This window comes from Rhodobacter sp. SY28-1, assembly GCF_005222785.1.
Classification (GTDB): domain Bacteria; phylum Pseudomonadota; class Alphaproteobacteria; order Rhodobacterales; family Rhodobacteraceae; genus Tabrizicola.
The window spans coordinates 1,213,077-1,230,288 of the sequence record NZ_STGH01000001.1 but is presented as its reverse complement, the minus strand read 5'-3'; the positions used below and the strand labels follow the sequence as shown (position 1 = coordinate 1,230,288).

Annotated in this window: 16 protein-coding genes; 9 read left to right on the top strand and 7 right to left on the bottom strand. The window is 65.7% G+C overall.

What is annotated here, in order from left to right; translation table 11 throughout:
* Positions 1-4: 4 nt before the first annotated feature.
* The 6 genes from E8M84_RS06000 to E8M84_RS05975 all read right to left on the bottom strand — a co-directional run bounded on the left by E8M84_RS06000 (position 5) and on the right by E8M84_RS05975 (position 7,894).
* Entirely contained in the window at positions 5-1,411 is a 1,407-nt protein-coding gene (locus E8M84_RS06000; RefSeq protein ID WP_137110240.1) for a hypothetical protein, read from the bottom strand.
* Positions 1,408-1,989: an amino acid synthesis family protein gene (locus E8M84_RS05995; protein ID WP_137110239.1), complete on the bottom strand. Its 582-nt coding sequence runs from the start codon at positions 1,987-1,989 to the stop codon at positions 1,408-1,410. Before E8M84_RS05995 ends, E8M84_RS06000 begins: the two co-directional genes overlap by 4 nt.
* Positions 1,982-2,839 carry a UPF0280 family protein gene (locus tag E8M84_RS05990; protein ID WP_346763685.1) on the bottom strand — a complete coding sequence of 286 codons (858 nt, stop codon included), beginning with the start codon at positions 2,837-2,839 and terminating at the stop codon, positions 1,982-1,984. The genes E8M84_RS05995 and E8M84_RS05990 overlap by 8 nt, the downstream gene beginning before the upstream one ends.
* An 83-nt stretch (positions 2,840-2,922) precedes the next feature.
* Positions 2,923-4,356 (bottom strand): 6-hydroxynicotinate reductase, encoded by a 1,434-nt coding sequence (locus E8M84_RS05985; RefSeq protein WP_137110237.1) that lies wholly within the window; start codon positions 4,354-4,356, stop codon positions 2,923-2,925.
* The gene (locus E8M84_RS05980; RefSeq protein ID WP_137110236.1) at positions 4,353-7,070 is read right to left on the bottom strand and encodes a molybdopterin cofactor-binding domain-containing protein; all 2,718 of its coding nucleotides are present in this window, start codon (positions 7,068-7,070) and stop codon (positions 4,353-4,355) included. Before E8M84_RS05980 ends, E8M84_RS05985 begins: the two co-directional genes overlap by 4 nt.
* Positions 7,067-7,894 (bottom strand): xanthine dehydrogenase family protein subunit M, encoded by an 828-nt coding sequence (locus E8M84_RS05975; protein ID WP_137110235.1) that lies wholly within the window; start codon positions 7,892-7,894, stop codon positions 7,067-7,069. Before E8M84_RS05975 ends, E8M84_RS05980 begins: the two co-directional genes overlap by 4 nt.
* Before the next feature lie 100 nt (positions 7,895-7,994).
* Here E8M84_RS05975 and E8M84_RS05970 point away from each other — a divergent pair, with 100 nt between their 5' ends.
* Positions 7,995-8,414: a MarR family winged helix-turn-helix transcriptional regulator gene (locus E8M84_RS05970; RefSeq protein ID WP_137110234.1), complete on the top strand. Its 420-nt coding sequence runs from the start codon at positions 7,995-7,997 to the stop codon at positions 8,412-8,414.
* Between the two features lie 563 nt (positions 8,415-8,977).
* Here the strand turns inward: E8M84_RS05970 and E8M84_RS05965 are convergent.
* Positions 8,978-9,901 carry a LysR family transcriptional regulator gene (locus E8M84_RS05965; protein ID WP_240790291.1) on the bottom strand — a complete coding sequence of 308 codons (924 nt, stop codon included), beginning with the start codon at positions 9,899-9,901 and terminating at the stop codon, positions 8,978-8,980.
* A 117-nt stretch (positions 9,902-10,018) separates the two neighbouring features.
* Here E8M84_RS05965 and E8M84_RS05960 point away from each other — a divergent pair, with 117 nt between their 5' ends.
* The 8 genes from E8M84_RS05960 to E8M84_RS05925 are packed head-to-tail and all read left to right on the top strand — an operon-like array spanning position 10,019 to position 17,212.
* On the top strand, positions 10,019-10,906 hold the full coding sequence (locus E8M84_RS05960) for a dioxygenase (protein ID WP_137110232.1): 888 nt from the start codon (positions 10,019-10,021) through the stop codon (positions 10,904-10,906).
* 12 nt (positions 10,907-10,918) lie between these two features.
* Positions 10,919-11,884 carry a VOC family protein gene (locus E8M84_RS05955; RefSeq protein ID WP_137110231.1) on the top strand — a complete coding sequence of 322 codons (966 nt, stop codon included), beginning with the start codon at positions 10,919-10,921 and terminating at the stop codon, positions 11,882-11,884.
* Positions 11,881-12,528: an alpha/beta hydrolase gene (locus E8M84_RS05950; protein WP_137110230.1), complete on the top strand. Its 648-nt coding sequence runs from the start codon at positions 11,881-11,883 to the stop codon at positions 12,526-12,528. Before E8M84_RS05955 ends, E8M84_RS05950 begins: the two co-directional genes overlap by 4 nt.
* Positions 12,525-13,586, top strand: a complete 1,062-nt coding sequence (locus tag E8M84_RS05945; protein ID WP_137110229.1) for a maleylacetate reductase — start codon at positions 12,525-12,527, stop codon at positions 13,584-13,586. Before E8M84_RS05950 ends, E8M84_RS05945 begins: the two co-directional genes overlap by 4 nt.
* Before the next feature lie 19 nt (positions 13,587-13,605).
* The gene (locus E8M84_RS05940; RefSeq protein WP_137110228.1) at positions 13,606-14,880 is read left to right on the top strand and encodes an ABC transporter substrate-binding protein; all 1,275 of its coding nucleotides are present in this window, start codon (positions 13,606-13,608) and stop codon (positions 14,878-14,880) included.
* A gap of 45 nt (positions 14,881-14,925) precedes the next feature.
* Positions 14,926-15,648, top strand: coding sequence for an ABC transporter ATP-binding protein (locus E8M84_RS05935; RefSeq protein ID WP_137110227.1), 723 nt, complete (start codon positions 14,926-14,928; stop codon positions 15,646-15,648).
* Positions 15,645-16,352 carry an ABC transporter ATP-binding protein gene (locus E8M84_RS05930; RefSeq protein ID WP_170971888.1) on the top strand — a complete coding sequence of 236 codons (708 nt, stop codon included), beginning with the start codon at positions 15,645-15,647 and terminating at the stop codon, positions 16,350-16,352. The genes E8M84_RS05935 and E8M84_RS05930 overlap by 4 nt, the downstream gene beginning before the upstream one ends.
* Positions 16,349-17,212: a branched-chain amino acid ABC transporter permease gene (locus tag E8M84_RS05925; protein ID WP_137110225.1), complete on the top strand. Its 864-nt coding sequence runs from the start codon at positions 16,349-16,351 to the stop codon at positions 17,210-17,212. Before E8M84_RS05930 ends, E8M84_RS05925 begins: the two co-directional genes overlap by 4 nt.

The following is a 17,212-nucleotide window of genomic DNA, read 5'->3' as shown; positions in this document are numbered from 1 at the left end:
TCATTCAGCCGGTCCTGGCGGTAGACAGCAGCCAAAGGCCCAGAACGGTATAGGCGACCATCAACACGGTCATCGGCAAGTGTGCGACGGGCCTTGCGTCGCGGCCTGCCAGTTTCAGCACCAGCACCACGGCCAACAGATGCGCGCCGAGGATCGCCGCAAACTGTGTTCCGTAGATCATCGGCATCACCCGGGGGTCGGTCAGGAAGCCGAACGAGACGTAGTAGGGCGGCAGACCCAGGAAGCTTTCGCCGGTGAACAGCGGGTCGTTCAAGGCAGCCAGCGTGTACTGGCCCGCCGTCAGCAACATCACCAGGTAATGCGCGGCATGGTAGCCGGCTGCAATCGCAAGAAACGACAGCATGACCGGCCCGGAGGCAAACCCGCCCCCGATGCCACGTCCCAGCACGATCGCACCCAAGATCAAGGCCAGCGTCAGCACCCAGACCGCCAGCAACCCCACCGTGTTGATCCCCATCACCGCACTGCGTCCCGTCGGCTCCAACGGGTTTTGTCCGATCAGCGCCTGCCACCAGAACGTCTCCATCAGCCCGTCAAAGGTCAGGCTGGCCAGTGCAAGGCTGACAAAGACCATCGCGGACACCGTCAGTGGTGGCATCCGAAGCACCTGGGTGCCTGGCCATCCGCCCATCAGCCGGGCACGGCGACCGCTGACCTGAAGCCAGAGCGGAGAGACTTTGGCGATGAGGGAAAAGAGCAGCGTCAGGAACTCGCCCTTCTCCAGCCACTCCTCACCCTCCAGCGTAGCCAGCACAAAGATCACCAGCCAATAGCCCAGAGCCACCGAGGCAAGAACTGCCGGGTCGTCGGGATAGAGCGAGACGAGTTGAAACCAGGCGAACCCGGCATAGCCGATGACCGCAGGCCAGTGACCAAGACGCGACAGCCCGATGGGACCGGTTCGACCCAACAGCGACCGGGCAATCCGGACCGGCGCAATCCACGGATTTATTGACCGCCAGACATTGCCGATGAGCATTGAGGCCAACGGCACCGCGATCCACACGCCGGTCCAGAAGACCAGCGTCATCAGGTTGTGCATCGGGTCCCGCTCGCCGAAGAAACCGACGAAGATCAGGCCGAGGAAGACGAGAAAGGCCAGATAGGAGGTCACGGTATCGGGCAGGATGACCGGTCTTTCCCAGACAAGCCGCTCCTCCATTGCAGGCATCAGGTGGACCATGGCCCCAAGGACTGCCGTCAGCGCAACGGTCAGTGCGGCGGCGGTGATGTAATGACCCGTGGGCAGCGTCAGGATCACCGATGGCGGCAGGGCGCAGGCAAAGCCCACCCCCGGAACTAGAACTGCCGCGACGCCCGCAAGACCAAGACGCCTGCCGAATCCCCGGCAGAAGCCCCCCTTGCGGTCTGCGCCCGGTCTGACCCTCACCGCAACCCATCCTCCCCCTTCACCTGGTCGATCTCCAGACCGCCCATGCGCGAATGGACGCGTCCCCCGCGCGCCATTGCAAGCGCAAAGAGAACCTCATGACTGCGCGGGCCATCAGGGCAGGTGACCGTGATAACGTCAAAACGCGACCGGACATAGGCCGCGTTCAGATGCCCCAGCGGAATGTCCAGCGTCGCGCCCATGCCCGCGACTTTCATCGCACTAGGCACGATCGCGCGACACTCGCCAAGCCGCTCGCGCATGCCGTAGCCGCCCGCGACGTGCCAGAGCGCCCCGTGTTCGCTTTCACCGGCTTCGCCAACGATCGCACCCTTGCCGTAGGCATCGATGCCCGTCCGCCCGCCCAATGCGGCCACGAGCCGATCGGTCAGGTCCAGCGCAAGCGGCTTCAGCGTTTCCATTGCGAACTGCAGGTCGGGCACATAGCGTCCCGCAAACGGGTTGGCGCAGATCGCATAAATCGCGCCCCGAACCGGCGGAGGCTCTGCGACCGGCCCGCCCTCGTGCCGGATCTCCTCGATCTGCAGCAATATCTTGCGCACCGCGAATTCAGCCACCCGTCACCTCCAAAGAGGAAATCCCACTCACCCTGGTTTCACCCTGCAAGAAAAGTGCGGCCCCTTCAATCAAGCCGCGCGCCCGGAACGCTTCCGCGGCGGCAAGTCCCGCATCAAGCGCCCGCGCCCTGTCCTGAGCAGAGAACGCCGGTACTTCGACTGTCACCAGCCGGTCGCCAAGATCGCTGTCCAATTGCAGGTCCCGCGCCGGACGCCGCACGATTCCCGGATGGTCAAGATCCACCGCATTCGCGATCATCGTCGCGGCGGCGTCGGCCATCGCCGCCGTCCGCGCGAGCACCGTCACCGCATCGGCGACGCCAAGCGAAAAACTCCGCCCACGCCAACCCGAGGTCGCAATGCCCCGAACCGGATCTCTGCCGCGCAGCGTCACCCGGTCTATCCCGCCGGTCACCGCCAGCGCGCAGGTCAGGCTTTCATCTCGGTCAAGCCAGACCGCGATGTCGCCGCCGTTGTTCGCATAGGCCCGCGTGATCCCCGTTCCGACAAGTGCGGCCAGGACATGCTCGGCCACAGCCCCCGCGACTGCAGCCATCGGGGTGATGAATGCGGGCCGGAACGGGGCAACCGCAGCGGTCATGCTCCGGGCGATCGCGCCTTCGACCCCGGCGCCATCGGTGCGCAAGGCGGGAAGCTCGGCCACCAGTTCCTCAAGCACGGTCGCAAAGCGCGCGGCGGCCCGTGCGTATCCCGCCCGCACGGCAGACACCTCGCCAAAGGCTTCGGCCACGATGTCGATCGGACCGTGCTGCAAATGCAGCCGACCCCCGGGAAGGAGGGCCGCAATTGCGGTACTTCCGGGATAGGCGCCGCCGCCTTTCCCCGGCAAAGGCTCTTTGGCCAAAGCGGTACGCGGCAAATTGGCAGGCGGTTGTGGGCGCCAGTCGGGCCGCCCGCTTTCACGGACGCTGCTCATTCGGGCCATGGTTCGACCCTTGCACTAGTCGGGTACTCGCCACCCTCGATCACTGACTGGACGAGCGTGCGGATGCTGTCTTCGTGCCCGCCCATCGCCAGGTAGGCATCACGCGGCAAGGTGAACTCCAGGGGCGCAACAAGCGCCGGGGTCGGCACATAGCCGAAGGCACCTTTCGGCAGGCGCGTCACGTCCACCATGAAGGTGATGCCGCCACCGGGCCAGACGTACGTCTCGGCCCCGCCGCTGGTCAGGCGTGTAACCCGTCCCTGCACCGACTGTGTGAGACGCACCGGGTTCTTGGTCACCCCAGCCCGCAGACTGCCCCCCGCACCCCCCATGAAGAGGACCGTGCAAAGCGATGGCTCGCAATTCTCCGCAATGAGATCGACCGACTTCCGCAGGCTGTCGGGCAAGGGTTGCCGCACCGGATGCAAGCCCGCGTCCAGCACATAGTAAGCAAACTCCTCGCCCGTCGTGGACACCATCAGCAAACGCAAGCCCGGCCGCGCGCCCTTCTTGGGGTTCCAGTCGCCAAGGATCTCCAGCGGGTCTGTCAGCCGGGTTCCGCCCCAACCCTGCCCAGGCTCCGAGACCCGGAAGTAGCGGCCCGGTGTGGACCGGTGACCCTTGATCTTGATCCCGGTCGGCTCCCAGCCGATGACCTTTCCGGCCTGATGCTCGCTGACCACGCCGGTGATGTGGTCATCGACCACCACCACTTCGTCCACCAGCCCCTGCCACTGCACGGCGAACATGCCGATCGTGGCCGAGCCGCAGCCGACCCGCATCCGGCGTTCCTGCACCCCATCCACGATGGGCGCCCTGCCCGCCTGGACCGTGACGCGGCTTCCGCCTTCGATCTCCATCTCGACCGCTTCGCCGTTGCAAAGCGCCAGCATGGCGGCGCAAGTGATCCTGCCTTCCGCCTTGCCACCGCCAGTCAGGTGATGGACCCCGCCAAGCGACAGCATTTGCGAGCCGTACTCTGCGGTGGTCACATGGCCGACCGGCTCTCCTTCAACCCGGACCACCGCGCCTTCGGGACCCAGGAAGCGGTCGGTGTCGATCTTCACCTTGACCCCGCAGTAGGAAAAGATCGCCTCTGTCACGACCGTGACCATATCCGCGCCATCTACATGTGAAGACACGATGAAGGGCGCAGGCTTGTAGTCTGGATAGGTTGTACCGGAGCCGATCCCGGTCACAAAGGCATCGGCGGGCACGGGCGATCCGTCCCAGTCCCGCACGGCAAAGGGGACTACCCACCCCCCGGCCTCGACCGCATGCGACAGCATCACAACCGGATCGGTTCGCACGATCCGCCCGCCCTCGTTGGCATAGCGGTCGCATGCCCCGGTCTGTCCGGGCGCGATGTAGCACATCACCGGGCAGGCATCGCATCGGATCTTTTCCTGCGCCTCGGTCATCGGGCCACCTTTTGGGGATCACCCTCAAGACCCCGAGTATAGTTGGGGACAGAGGATTGCGCATCAATTGCCGCGCGCAGTCGGTGCGGTAGCGCGGGGACTTGGGTGATCTCCACGCCCGTCGCATGGCGGATCGCATTCAGGATCGCGGGGGCGGTCGGGATCAGCACATGCTCACCCAGGCCCTTGGCGCCGAACGGACCTTCGGGATCGGGCACTTCGACCAGAATGCTTTCGATGGGTGGCACATCGCCGAAGGTCGGGATCAGGTAGTCGTGCAGGTTCTCTGTCCGGTGAGGCAGATATTCTTCCATCAAGGCAAGGCCGATGCCCTGCGCGATGCCGCCCTCGATCTGGCCACGAGCCAGCATCGGATTGATCGCCCGGCCCAGGTCATGCACAGCGGTGATCTTCAACAGGCGGACGGTTCCCAGTGCCTGATCGACTTCCAGTTCGACCATCTGCGCGCCATAGCCGTAGACCGCGTAGGGCGCGCCCTGACCGTTGGCGTCAAGCGGTGTGGTCGGCGGATCGTAGGTTGCCTCGGCCGACAGGGCGAGGCCGTGGGGATTAGGCGGCAGGGTGGCAAGGTCAAGCCGGTTGGACGTCGCGCCCGTGCGAACAAGCAGCGAGGACCCTTCTAGCGACAACACGGCCCCCTGACCTGCATTCGCCCGGCGCAGGATCGCGGCGCGCAAGCCTTCTGCTGCGGCCTTGGCTGCCCGGCCTGTGACATAGGTCTGCCGACTGGCCGATGACTTTCCCGCATCGGGGGTCAGCGCGGTATCGGGCCCGACCAGGCGAAAATTCGACAGCGGCAGCCCCAGGGCTTCGGCGGCAATCTGGGCGATGACGGTGTTTGACCCCTGTCCGATATCCGTCGCGCCCTGATGCAGGACCACCTCGCCCTGATGCGAAATCCCGATGCGGATCGTCGAGGGGTTGGGCAGCGCCGTGTTGCCGCAGCCATACCAGCACGATGCGACGCCGACCCCGCGCCCCGGACCGGCCTCGGCCAAGGCGCGTGTCCAGTGCGGGCGCAGCGCCGTCAGGCAGTCGTGAATCCCGGTCGCCCGCAAGCTCTGTCCGGTTGCCGTGACATCGCCATCGCGCAGTGCGTTCAGGATGCGGAACTCAAGCCGATCCAGACCGGCCTTCTCGGCCAGACGATCATACAGCGTCTCTTGCCAGAGCGCCCCTTGCGGAACGCCAAACCCCCGGAAGGCCCCCGATACAGGTCCATGGGTATGGATCGCCCGCGCCCTGGCTGTGATGTTCGGTGTCAGATAGGGACCCGACACATGGACGGGCACACGGTTTGCGACCGTCGGCCCCCAGCTGGAATAGGCCCCGGTGTTGAAACGGCCTTCGAACTCAACACCTGTGATCCGCCCCCTGCTGTCGCAGCCAATACGCCCGCGCATTTCCGCAGGATGCCGCTTGGTGGTCGAGGTCATGCTCTCCTGGCGCGAATAGACCATGCGGCAGGGTCGGCCGGTCTTCAGTGTCACGAGCCCAATCAGCGGCTGCAGGGAAATGTCGAGCTTGGACCCGAACCCGCCACCGACCGCCGAAGGGATGATCCTGACCCGTTCCATCGGCAGGCCAAGGATTGCGGCCGTGTCTTCGCGGTCCATTGCGGGCGCTTGCGTGCAGGCCCGGATGACAAGCGTGTCGCCCTCCATCCATGCAGAACCTGCTTCGGGTTCGATATAGGCGTGTTCGACGAAGGCCGTGGTCATCTGCCCTTCGACGACATGCGCGCTGGTTTCAAGCGCGGCGGCCGCGTCCCCCTTTGTCACTCGCCCTTCGATCAGAAGGTTGCCGGGGCGACCCGGATGCAGCGGTTTCGCCCGTTCAGCTTCTTCCGGCGTTGTCACTTCTGGCAGAGGGTCCCAACGGATCGGAAATCCCGACAGGTCAGGATCGGCGCCAGGCTCGAACGCGACCAAAGCCACGCACTCCCCGCGGAACCGCGCGGGGGATGCCGCAATCGCGGGCTGGTCGGCAAAGGGCGGGATGACGGAAAACGCATTGCGGCCCGGGATGTCGTCCACAGTGAAGATCCCCGCGACGCCGGGGCGGCTGCGAAACGCCTCAAGCGCGCCGATCTGGAAGGCCGCGTGAGCATGCGGAGAGCGCACGGCTTTCACGACCAGCACGCCCACGGGCCAGTCGTCGGCGCCAAAACTGTCACCGGCAACCTTGGCGGCGCCATCCAGACGCTGGACAGACGCCCCAACTCCGCCATCCGACACCGCAGTGTCCGCGGCTTGTCCTGCTGCAACGACCGCGGCGATGATGCTGCGATACCCCGTGCAGCGGCAAAGAACGCCGCCAAGCGCGGTCTCGACCTCTGACGCCGAAGGCTGTGGGCTCCGCTTAAGCAATTCGGCCGCCGTCATCAGCATTCCGGGCGTGCATATTCCGCATTGCGCCGCTCCGTGCGCCAGAAAACTGGAGCGCAAGCGATCAAGGTCAGGTGTCGCCGCCTCGACGGTCGTCACATTCCGTCCCGCGACGCGGGCGGCCGGGGTCAGGCAAGCGCAGACCGCTTCGCCGTCCAAGAGCACGGTACAGGCCCCGCAATCCCCCGCGTCGCAGCCGACTTTCGTGCCGGTCTTGCCCAGTCGCTCGCGCAGGGTTTCCGACAAGCGTTCGGTCGGTGGGGCGTCCACCGTCACGCGTACATCATTCAGCGTAAAGGCAATCATGCCAGCGCCTCGGCCACAGCACGGCGGACCAGTTCCACGGCGGCTTCGCGTCGGTAAGCCGAGGTCGCGCGGACGTCGTCGATTGGGGCAAGCGCTTCCTGCACGTCGGGCGCGGAAACCTTGCCAACCGCTTCAGCCACGGCGCTTCCGCGCAGCGCTGTTTCGACCAATGGCAACCTGACCGCAACCGCCGAACAGGACCCAACCGCAACCGCGGCCTCGGACACGTATCCGCGTTCGATCTCCAACCGCGCCGCGACCATCGCAATCGATATGACAAGATGTGTTCGCGCGCCAAGCTTCAGAAACGCCGACCGCCCGCGTAAGGCACTGTCGGGGATCAGGATGGCGGCCAGGATCTCGCCAGGTTCAAGCGCGATCTTGCGCGGTCCCAACAGAAAATCCTTCAAGTCGATCCGTCGGGTTCCGCCTGCCGAAAGCAATTCCACTTCGGCATCCAGGGCCAGAAGCGGCGGCACCCCATCGGCAGCGGGCGAAGCGTTGCAAAGGTTGCCGCCAACTGTGCCGGCATTCTGGATCTGCCGTCCGCCAACCTGAAGGGCAGCCTGCTGCAGCGCATCGCAGGCACGGGGCAAATCAGCTGCAGCAATCACCGACCAGGGTGTGGCGGCACCGATCCGCAGGCCACCGCCCTGCGAGATCCCGGAGAAACCGGGAATTGCCGTCACATCCAGCAGAGGCCCCGCAAGTCTGGAGCCCGCTCCGGGGTAAAGATCCGTGCCGCCCGCCAACACGCGCCAGTTGCCCCCGGCCATCAGGCGCAGTGCTTCCGTCATCGTCTCGGGGCGGGCATAGTCAGTCATCACTGGCCCTGAATTCATTTGTATAGAAACAAGATTGCGACCAAGTCTTGCGCCAGTCAACAATCTTGCTTAGCCGGATCACAGCGCGTATCGAACTTGGATGAATAGGGCAGAGCCTTATATCCTTGATGACCAGATCGGCTTTGTCCTGCGACGGGTGACGCAGCGACATCTGGCGATCTTCGCCGCCGCGATCCCCGAGGTGACCACAACGCAGTTCGCGGTTCTTGCCAGGCTGATGGAATCCGGGCCGCAGTCGCAAAATCACCTTGGCAGAGCCACGGCAATGGATGCAGCGACGATCAAGGGCGTCGTGGACAGACTGGCAAGGCTGGGGTTTGTCGCCACCGCGGCCGACCCGGACGACCGCCGCCGCCTGACCGTCAGCCTGACCGATGCCGGAGCGACGCTTTTTGCGGCGCGCTCGTCGACCGCGCTGAAGGTGTCTGCGGACACTCTGGACCCCCTGTCGCCCGAGGAACAGGCCATTCTGAAGGCGTTGCTGGCCCGCTTGACCTGAGCGCAGGGGGTGTTGGCGGAAGAACTTGCCGTGCTGCCACCCAGGGCGGTCGACGCGAATGGGCGATATTGCGGTTCCTGCGCAGGAGAACGTTAGGGAAGGTCGCCTCAGTAAATGCCTCGGTCCACAACCACTTTCCGACAGAGCGCCACCTCTCCGGGTCAGGACCCATCAATCGGCTTGAGACCGCCCGGCCTGCCAAGACCTTCCTGTCCGCGGTCGCACTCGCGGTGTGTCAGCTGGAGAAACAGCCCCGCAACACCTCCGACAGGAACCATTACGCTAATCCTGTCCCCTGAGTGGACAAGCCGTTTCAAATCAAGCGGTCCAAGTTCTGCCGCGATCCTCGGCGTTCCCCCAATACCACCCACCAATAACTGTGCGTCAGCTTGCCATGCCTTGCGACGGAGCGAAGCACGTCCTTGGAAAAATCACGCGGATGCATTGAGTATTCTGCGCCTGAAGGCGATCAACCGCGATTGATCGCAGGAGAAAAATGGCGGCCAACGGGTCCGCCATTTCCGCGTCAAGCACACTGCTGCGCCACCACCAAGGTACTGACATCAGCCCCAGACGACTGCGTTCTCGTGCCGCTTGATCAGATGCTTCAGGTCCTCGAAGGCCGAGCAGACAAAACTTGCCAGCCTGTCCGCCGCTTGCGGGCGGTTCGGGGTCACCCGGCGCAGGATGCCCAGGCTGCGGTTCGGCTGCGGAATATCCAGCGGCAGGACCGTGATCCGCTGTTCCCTCCGCTGGGCGAAGACCACTGAAAACGGCAGCACCGCCAGGGCGTTGGTCTCGGACATGTAGTTGATGACGCTCATCAGGCTGCCGCCCGAATAGCGGATGCTGATCTCGGACATCCCGTTCGCCAGCAGGATCGAATGCAGGTCCGACATCAGCGGCGATCCCGGCAGCGGCGCGACCCAAGGGTAATCCCCAAGATCCGAGATCTGCAGCCGCAGCTTGCGCAGCAGCGGATGCCCCGTGCGGCAGGACACGACGTTCCGCCCCGGCAGGATTTCGGTGAATTCGAAACCGGCGGGGGCCTCCAGCGCCCCCATCGGCACTATGGCCAGGTCGATCAGGTCGTCCTCCAGCGCCGCGGTCAGGTCGGGCAGGTTGCCATAGCTTTGCTGCACGGTCACATCCGGCTCGACATTCTGGAACTCGGCGATCATCCGGCTGATCATCGCGTCCATAAAGAACGGGACGCCCCCGACGCGGACCAACCCCTTCGTCCCCGACAGAAACCCCTTCACCGTATCCGTCGCCCGGCGCGAGGCGGTCAGGATCGCCCGGCCATGCGCCGCCAGTTGTGCAGCCAAAGGTGTCGGCTGCAAAGGCCGCTTGCCCTTGACGAACAGGGGCTGGCCGACGCGCGCCTCCAGCATGGCCAGCGACCGGCTGACCGCGGGCTGCGTCTGACCCAGCGCCTGCGCGCCGCCACTGATCGTGCCCGCGTCCAGTACGGCAGCAAGTTGCATGAGATGGGATTCGTTCAGCTTCATACCAACATGGTATAATAGACTGCGCAATTTTCATTAAACTTTCCGCATCCCGGTCGCATCTTTCTGTCTGCGGGAGGGGAGGCCCGCTGAGGCATGGACGGATCGACCCCCGAAAAGCGGCAGACCGACGTGCTGGACGAACTCAGCTTGCGCCTTGCCGCGGCCGAGACGGAAAGGCTGGGCCTGTCGCTTCTGGCCATCGTGCGGCGCATCCATGACCTGGTGGTCGAGTTGAAACCCTCGCCGGCCGAAATGCGCCATGTCGTCGAATTCCTGACCGAGGTCGGGCACGCCTCGGACGACCGGAGGCAGGAATGGGTGCTTCTGGCCGATGTGATCGGCGTCTCGACCCGGGTGGAGGAACTGCATGCGGATTGCCCGTCAGGTGCGACGCCGATGACCTTGGCCGGCCCGTTCTACCGTGCCGACGTCCCGGAAATGCCTCCCGGGTCAAACCTGTCGCGCGACGGGGTGGGCGAGGCGATGGAGGTCTCCCTCCGCGTCACCGAACTGCAGGGCGCCCCGGTTCCCGATGCGCTGGTGGACGTTTGGCAGGCCAACGCCCATGGCCGCTATGAAAACCAGGACCCGGACCTGCAGCCCGAATTCAACCTGCGCGGCCGGATGCGGGCCGACGCGCAAGGCCGCCTCACCTTCCGCACCATCAAGCCGCGCGGCTATTTCCTGCCCGAGGACGGCCCGGTGGGTCGCCTTGTAAACCGCCTTGGCCTGCGGCTGGAGCGTCCCGCGCATGTCCATTTCAAGGTGACGGCCCCCGGCTTCCGGACACTCGTCACCCATGTCTTCGACAGGGACGACCCGGCCATCGGCCGCGATGCGCTGTTCGGCGTGCGGCCCGAACTTCTGGCCGAGTTTCGCAGCCTGCCCCCGGGCGGGACTGCGAAACACGCACTGGACCTCACTCTCGTTCTTGTCCGCGATGGCCACGCGGGCGGGGCAAACCCCGAAACCACGATGTGAAAGGACACGATCATGGCCAATGCCCTTGTCAGCGGCTACCACCACCTGACCCTGTCGACCGACGGCGCGCAGGAGGACTATGACTTCTACGCCAAGACCCTTGGCCTCTACTCGGTCAAGCGCACTGTTCTGTTCGACGGCACGATCCCGGTATATCACCTGTACTACGGGTCAAAGAACGGCGACGCCTCGACCATCGTCACCACCTTCCCGTTCCGCAAACCCGGCATCTACGGCCGTCGCGGCACCAACCAAAGCCGCACGATCATGCTGTCGATCCCGGTTGGCAGCGCGGACTTCTGGGTCGACCGGCTGAACCAGCGCGGCATCAAGGCGACTAAGGGCAGCCGTTTCGGCCTGACCCGCGTCTTGCTGGAGCACCCCTGCGGCATCCCGCATGAGTTGGTGGAAAACCCCGGCGACACCCGTGCGCCCATCGTGAACCCGGCCCAGGGCACCACCGCCCAGACCGGCATCCGCGGCATCTACGGCGGCGGCATCGCGGTCTTCGATCTGGACAGCATGGACGAATTCATCACCGGCGGCATGGGGCTGACGCTTGAGGCGAAGACCGGCGAAGGCCTGATGTTCTCGGTCCCCGACAACCTTGGTCCGCATTCGGTGGTCGAAGTTATCGAGGACCGCGTGTCCAAGCAGGGCACCTGGATGCTGGCGGGCGGCACGATCCACCACCTCGCCTTGAACACCGGGACCGAGGAGAACCAGATCGCCCTGAAGGCGCGGCTGGAAGGGATGGGTTTCACCGACGTCTCGGAACAGAAGGACCGCAACTACTTCAAGTCGATGTATGTCCGCTCTCCCGGCGGCGCGCTGTTCGAGATCGCATGGACCGTCCCGGAAGGCTGGGCCAAGGACGAGCCTGCGGACGCCATCGGCCAGTCGCTCGTGTTCCCGCCGTGGTTCGAAGACCGCCGTGCCGAGCTGATGCAAGGCCTTGAGGAGGCGTCGTTCCAGTGACGCTTGACGTGCTGCATACCGGAACGGCCCTGCAGAAGGCGCGCGTCGCATGCGTCTTCCTGCATGGCCGGGGCCAGTCGCCCGAGGCGATGCTGGACCATGTGGTCCAGCATCTGCCGGGCGACGTCGCCTGGATCCTGCCCCGCGCCAAAGGGGGCAGCTGGTATGCGGCACGCGCCATCGACCCGTTGACCGACACGACGCGGACAGAGTTGGCCGCATCGTTGACGGGATTGGCGGCGGTGATGACCGATGTCCGGTCGCAGACCTTCCGCCCCGTGGTGCTGGCAGGCTTCTCGCAAGGGGCCTGCCTGTCCCTTGAACACACCTTCACCGGGGCATCGCCCGCCGATGCGGTCCTCGCCTTCACCGGCTGCCGGGTGGGAACCACCGCTGACCAACGCCCCGCAGCCCTGTTGCGGGAACTGCCAGTCTACCTCTCCGGCGCCGATGCCGATCCCTGGATTCCTGTCGCGGCCTTCGCCGAGGCCGCAGCCGAGCTTGCGCTCGCGGGGGCCTCCCTGCGCTCCGACATCTTTCCCTGCCGCGCGCATGAAGTCTCCCCCGCCGAACGCGCCATGTTGGCGACGGTCCTTGCCGCGCTCGCCGAGGACCGCCCCGTGACGATGGAGGCCCCGCGATGACCCGCGCCTTCACCTTCCCCGGCATCACCACCCGCGTCCTTTTCGGCTCCGGCACCTTGGCCCAGACCGGTGAAGAACTCGCCCGCCTCGGCCACTCCCGCGCGCTCGTCCTGTCGACGCCAAACCAGAAAGACGACGCGCAGGCGCTGGCCGACCGCTTGGGCACCTCCGCTGCAGGCGTCTTCGCAGGTGCCGCGATGCACACGCCGGTCGAGGTCACCGAACAGGCAATATCCGCCTTCGCCGAGGCAAAAGCCGATTGCGTCATCTCTCTTGGCGGCGGGTCCACCACCGGCCTCGGCAAGGCCATCGCCGTCCGCACCGGGGCGGACCAGATCGTGATCCCCACGACCTATGCCGGGTCCGAGATGACCGACATCCTGGGCGAAACCTCTGGCGGCGAAAAGACCACCCGCCGCGATCCCGCGATCCGGCCGGAAGTGGTGATCTACGACGTCGACCTGACGCTTACGCTTCCCGTCGGCCTGACCGTCACCTCGGCCCTCAACGCCATCGCCCATGCGATGGAGGCCTTCTACGCCCCCGACCGCAACCCGGTGATCGAGGCGATGTGCCGCGACGCCATGCGCGCCTTCAAGACCTCGATCCCGGTTCTGGTCGCCGACCCGACCAACCGCGACGCAAGGGCCGAGGCGCTGTATGCCGCCTGGTGCTGCTCCACCGCGCTTGGCCAGGTCTCCATGGCGCTCCACCACAAGCTGGCCCATGTCCTCGGCGGCAGCTTCGGGATGCCCCATGCCGAAACCCATGCCGTCCTTCTGCCCCACACCACCGCCTACAACGCGGCCGTGGTGCCGGATCTCCTGAAACCGATCTCCGACGTCTTCGGCGCCCCCGCCGGGGCTGGCCTCTGGGACTTCGCCAAATCCGTGAACGCCCCCCTGAGCCTTGCCGATCTTGGCCTCGCCCAGGCCGACCTCGACCGCGCCGCGACCATCGCCCTGAAGAACGCCTACTGGAACCCAAGACCCTTCACCGAAACCGACATCCGCAACCTCTTGCAGGCCGCCTGGGAGGGCACACGGCCCGCAAGCTGACCAAATGGGAGGACTATCCATGCTGACCAGACGGAAATTCCTGCGCTCCACTGCCGCGACCGGCCTGACCTTCGCCGCATCCGGCCTTGCCGCGCCTGCCATCGCGCAAGGTGCCAAGATCAAGCTCGGCTACGTCAGCCCACAATCCGGGCCGCTGGCGGGCTTTGCCGAAAGCGACGACTACAACATCAAGGCCTTCCTAGGCACGGAAGCCGGGGCCAACTTCGAAGTCATCGTCAAGGACAGCCAGTCGAACCCGAACCGCGCCGCAGAAGTCGCAAAAGAGCTGATCGTCGATGACGAGATCGACTTGATGCTCGTCGCCTCGACGCCCGAGAACACCAACCCCGTCGCCACCACCTGCGAGGCGGAAGGGATGCCCGTCATCTCGACCAAGGCGCCTTGGCAGCCCTGGTTCATCGGCCAGCAAGGCAACCCCGGCGACCCGGCCTCGTGGAAGCCCTTCGACTTTGCCTTCCACTACTTCTGGGGGCTGGAAGACGTCATCGCCGTCTTCCTGAACATGTGGAACCAGATCGAGACCAACAAAGCCGTGGGCGGTCTTTTCCCCAACGACGGCGACGGCAACGCCTGGGGCGATCCGAACGTGGGCGTCGGCCCCGGCTTTGCGGCGCAGGGCTACACGCTCACCGATCCGGGCCGCTACCAGAACCTGACCGACGATTTCAGCGCCCAGATCAACGCGTTCAAGACCGCGAACTGCGAGATCGTCACTGGTGTGGTGATCCCGCCCGACTTCACCACCTTCCGCAACCAGGCGATCCAGCAGGGCTACAACCCGAAGATCATCACCGTGGCCAAGGCCATCCTCTTCCCGCAGTCGGTCGAGGCCTTGGGCGAAGCCGGCCACAACCTGTCGTCCGAGGTCTGGTGGTCGAGCACCCACCCGTTCAAATCCTCGCTGACCGGCCAGTCGGCGGCGGACCTTGCGGCTGACTTCACCGCCCAGACTTCGCGGCCCTGGACCCAGCCCATTGGCTTCATCCACTCGCTGTTCGAAGTCGCGACCAACGTCATGGGCCGCGTCTCGGACACCAAGGATGCCGAGGGCGTGGCCGCAGCGATCGCTGCGACCAGCATGGACACGATGGTCGGCAAGATCGCCTGGGACGGCGCGGGCCTGCCGCCCTTCGCGGCCACCAACGTCTGCAAGACCCAGCTTGTCGGCGGCCAGTGGCGGCGCAATGCGGACGGGACCTTCAACCTCGTCGTGGTCGACAACCAGACCGCGCCGAACATCCCCACCGGCGGCACGATGGAGGCACTGGCCTGACCCCCCTGCCCGGCCTTCGGGCCGGGCATCCCTTGAAAGCTGACGATGACTGAAATCCTGTCCCTCTCCGGCGTCTCGAAAAGCTTCGGTGCCCTCAAGGTCACCGATGACGTTTCGTTTTCCGTCCCCAAGGGACAGGCCTTGGGCATCATCGGCCCGAACGGGGCGGGGAAATCCACCCTGTTCAACCTCATCACCGGCAACTTCGCCCCCGACGCCGGGACCATCACCCTGATGGGCCGCGACGTCACCCGCGCCCCAGCGATGGAGCGGGTCCGCATGGGCGTCGGCCGCAGCTTCCAGATCCCGCAGCCCTTCGAAGGCATGACCGTCTACGAAAACCTCGCCGTCGCCGCCAGCTTTGGCCGGGGCCAACCCGAAGCCGCCGGGGTCGAAGATTGCGCCCGCATCCTGCACGACTGCGAGCTCTTCCACCGCGCTAACACCCCCGCCGGGGCCTTGTCACTCCTCGACCGCAAACGGCTGGAGCTTGCCCGGGCGATGGCCACGGGACCCGAACTCCTCCTCCTCGACGAAATCGCCGGCGGGTTGACCGAAGGCGAATGCCAGGCCCTGATCGCCACGATCAAGGGCCTGCACGCCCGCGGCGTCACGATCATCTGGATCGAACACGTCCTGCACGCGCTGACCGCCGTCGTGGAACGGCTGCTCGTCCTCGACTTCGGGCGGGTGATCGGGTTGGGTGAGCCAGACCAGATCATGGCCTCGAAAGAGGTGCGCGAAATCTACCTGGGGATCGAGATCTGATGCTTCTGGAAACCCGCGCCCTCACCGCCAACTACGGCCAGTTCCGCGCCCTCTTCGGCGTCGAGATCACCCTGGACAAGGGCGAAACCGTCGCCGTGATCGGCGCGAACGGGGCGGGCAAATCCACCCTCCTCCGTTCGATTTCCGGCGTCCTCCGCAATGCCCGCGACATGGTCCAGCATCGCGGCGACGGCATCGGCGCCATGCCCGCGCATCAGGTCATGCAGCGCGGCATCGCGATGGTGCCCGAAGGCCGCAAGCTCTTCCCCTCGCTCAGCGTCGAGGAGAACCTCCTGATCGGCGGGCAGGTCCGCAAGACCCACGGCCCATGGTCCCTGACCACGATCTACGACCTGTTCCCGATCCTGCGCGAGAAACGCAACGCCCCCGGCACCGCGCTTTCGGGCGGCCAGCAGCAGATGGTCGCCATCGGCCGCGCCCTCATGTCGAACCCCGAGGTCCTCCTCTGCGACGAAATCAGCCTCGGCCTCGCCCCCGTGGTGATCCGCGACATCTACGCCGCCATGCCCCGGATCAAGGCTGAAGGCACCGCGATCATCGTCGTCGAACAGGACATCGGCCGCGCCCTGTCCGTGTCAGACCGGGTCTACTGCATGATGGAGGGCCGCGTGACCCTGCAAGCGAAAGCCGCCGAAGTCAGCCGCACCGCCATCCACGCCGCCTATTTCGGAGCCGCCGCATGAACTGGCTCGACATCATCGTGCAAGGTGTGCTCCTCGGCGGCCTCTACGCCCTCTTTGCCACCGGGCTGAGCCTCGTCTTCGGGATCATGCGCCTGGTCAACCTCGCGCACGGCGACCTGATCGTCTTCGCCGCCTTCGGCATCCTCCTCGCCGTCTCGACCCTCGGCCTCAACCCCTTTCTTGCCGCCCTCCTCGCAGCACCGGTGATGTTCGCCCTGGGCTGGGCCTTGCAGCGCTACGTCCTGAACCGCGTGTTAGGAAAGGACATCCTCCCGCCCCTCCTCGTCACCTTCGGCCTCTCGGTGGCCCTGCAGAACGGCCTCCTGCAAGCCTTCTCTGCCGACACCCGCCGCATCCCCGCCGGCGCGCTGGAGGGCGGCTCGCTGAACCTTGGCGTGGTCACCGTTGGCTGGATGCCGCTCCTGACCTTCGCCTCCGCGGTCCTCGTCATCCTCGCCCTAAACCGGATCTTCTACGCCACCGCCCTCGGCCGCGCCTTCCGCGCCACCAGCGACGATCCGGTCACCGCAAGCCTCATGGGCCTTGACCCCAAGGGCGTCTTCGCCATGGCCACCGGCATTGCCATGGTCGTGGTCACCGTCGCCGCCCTTTACCTTGGCATGCGCGCGAACTTCGACCCCTCCATCGGTCCCGCCCGCCTGATCTACGCCTTCGAGGCGGTCATCATCGGCGGCCTTGGCAGCCTCTGGGGCACGCTGGCAGGGGGCATCATCATCGGCGTCGCCCAGACGCTTGGCGCGGCGATCAATCCGGAATGGCAGATCCTGGCCGGGCATCTGGCCTTCCTGCTGGTCCTTCTGATCCGCCCGCGCGGCCTCTTCCCAAGGGCGGTGGACTGA

Excerpts from the sequence above, each read along its gene's own strand:
- E8M84_RS05940 (WP_137110228.1), top strand. The coding sequence starts at position 13,606 with ATGCTGACCAGACGGAAATTCCTGCGCTCCACTGCCGCGACCGGCCTG.
- E8M84_RS05980 (WP_137110236.1), bottom strand. The coding sequence starts at position 7,070 with ATGATTGCCTTTACGCTGAATGATGTACGCGTGACGGTGGACGCCCCA.
- E8M84_RS05985 (WP_137110237.1), bottom strand. The coding sequence starts at position 4,356 with ATGACCGAGGCGCAGGAAAAGATCCGATGCGATGCCTGCCCGGTGATG.
- E8M84_RS05935 (WP_137110227.1), top strand. The coding sequence starts at position 14,926 with ATGACTGAAATCCTGTCCCTCTCCGGCGTCTCGAAAAGCTTCGGTGCC.
- E8M84_RS05975 (WP_137110235.1), bottom strand. The coding sequence starts at position 7,894 with ATGACTGACTATGCCCGCCCCGAGACGATGACGGAAGCACTGCGCCTG.
- E8M84_RS05960 (WP_137110232.1), top strand. The coding sequence starts at position 10,019 with ATGGACGGATCGACCCCCGAAAAGCGGCAGACCGACGTGCTGGACGAA.
- E8M84_RS05955 (WP_137110231.1), top strand. The coding sequence starts at position 10,919 with ATGGCCAATGCCCTTGTCAGCGGCTACCACCACCTGACCCTGTCGACC.
- E8M84_RS05965 (WP_240790291.1), bottom strand. The coding sequence starts at position 9,901 with ATGCAACTTGCTGCCGTACTGGACGCGGGCACGATCAGTGGCGGCGCG.
- E8M84_RS05945 (WP_137110229.1), top strand. The coding sequence starts at position 12,525 with ATGACCCGCGCCTTCACCTTCCCCGGCATCACCACCCGCGTCCTTTTC.
- E8M84_RS05970 (WP_137110234.1), top strand. The coding sequence starts at position 7,995 with ATGAATAGGGCAGAGCCTTATATCCTTGATGACCAGATCGGCTTTGTC.
- E8M84_RS05925 (WP_137110225.1), top strand. The coding sequence starts at position 16,349 with ATGAACTGGCTCGACATCATCGTGCAAGGTGTGCTCCTCGGCGGCCTC.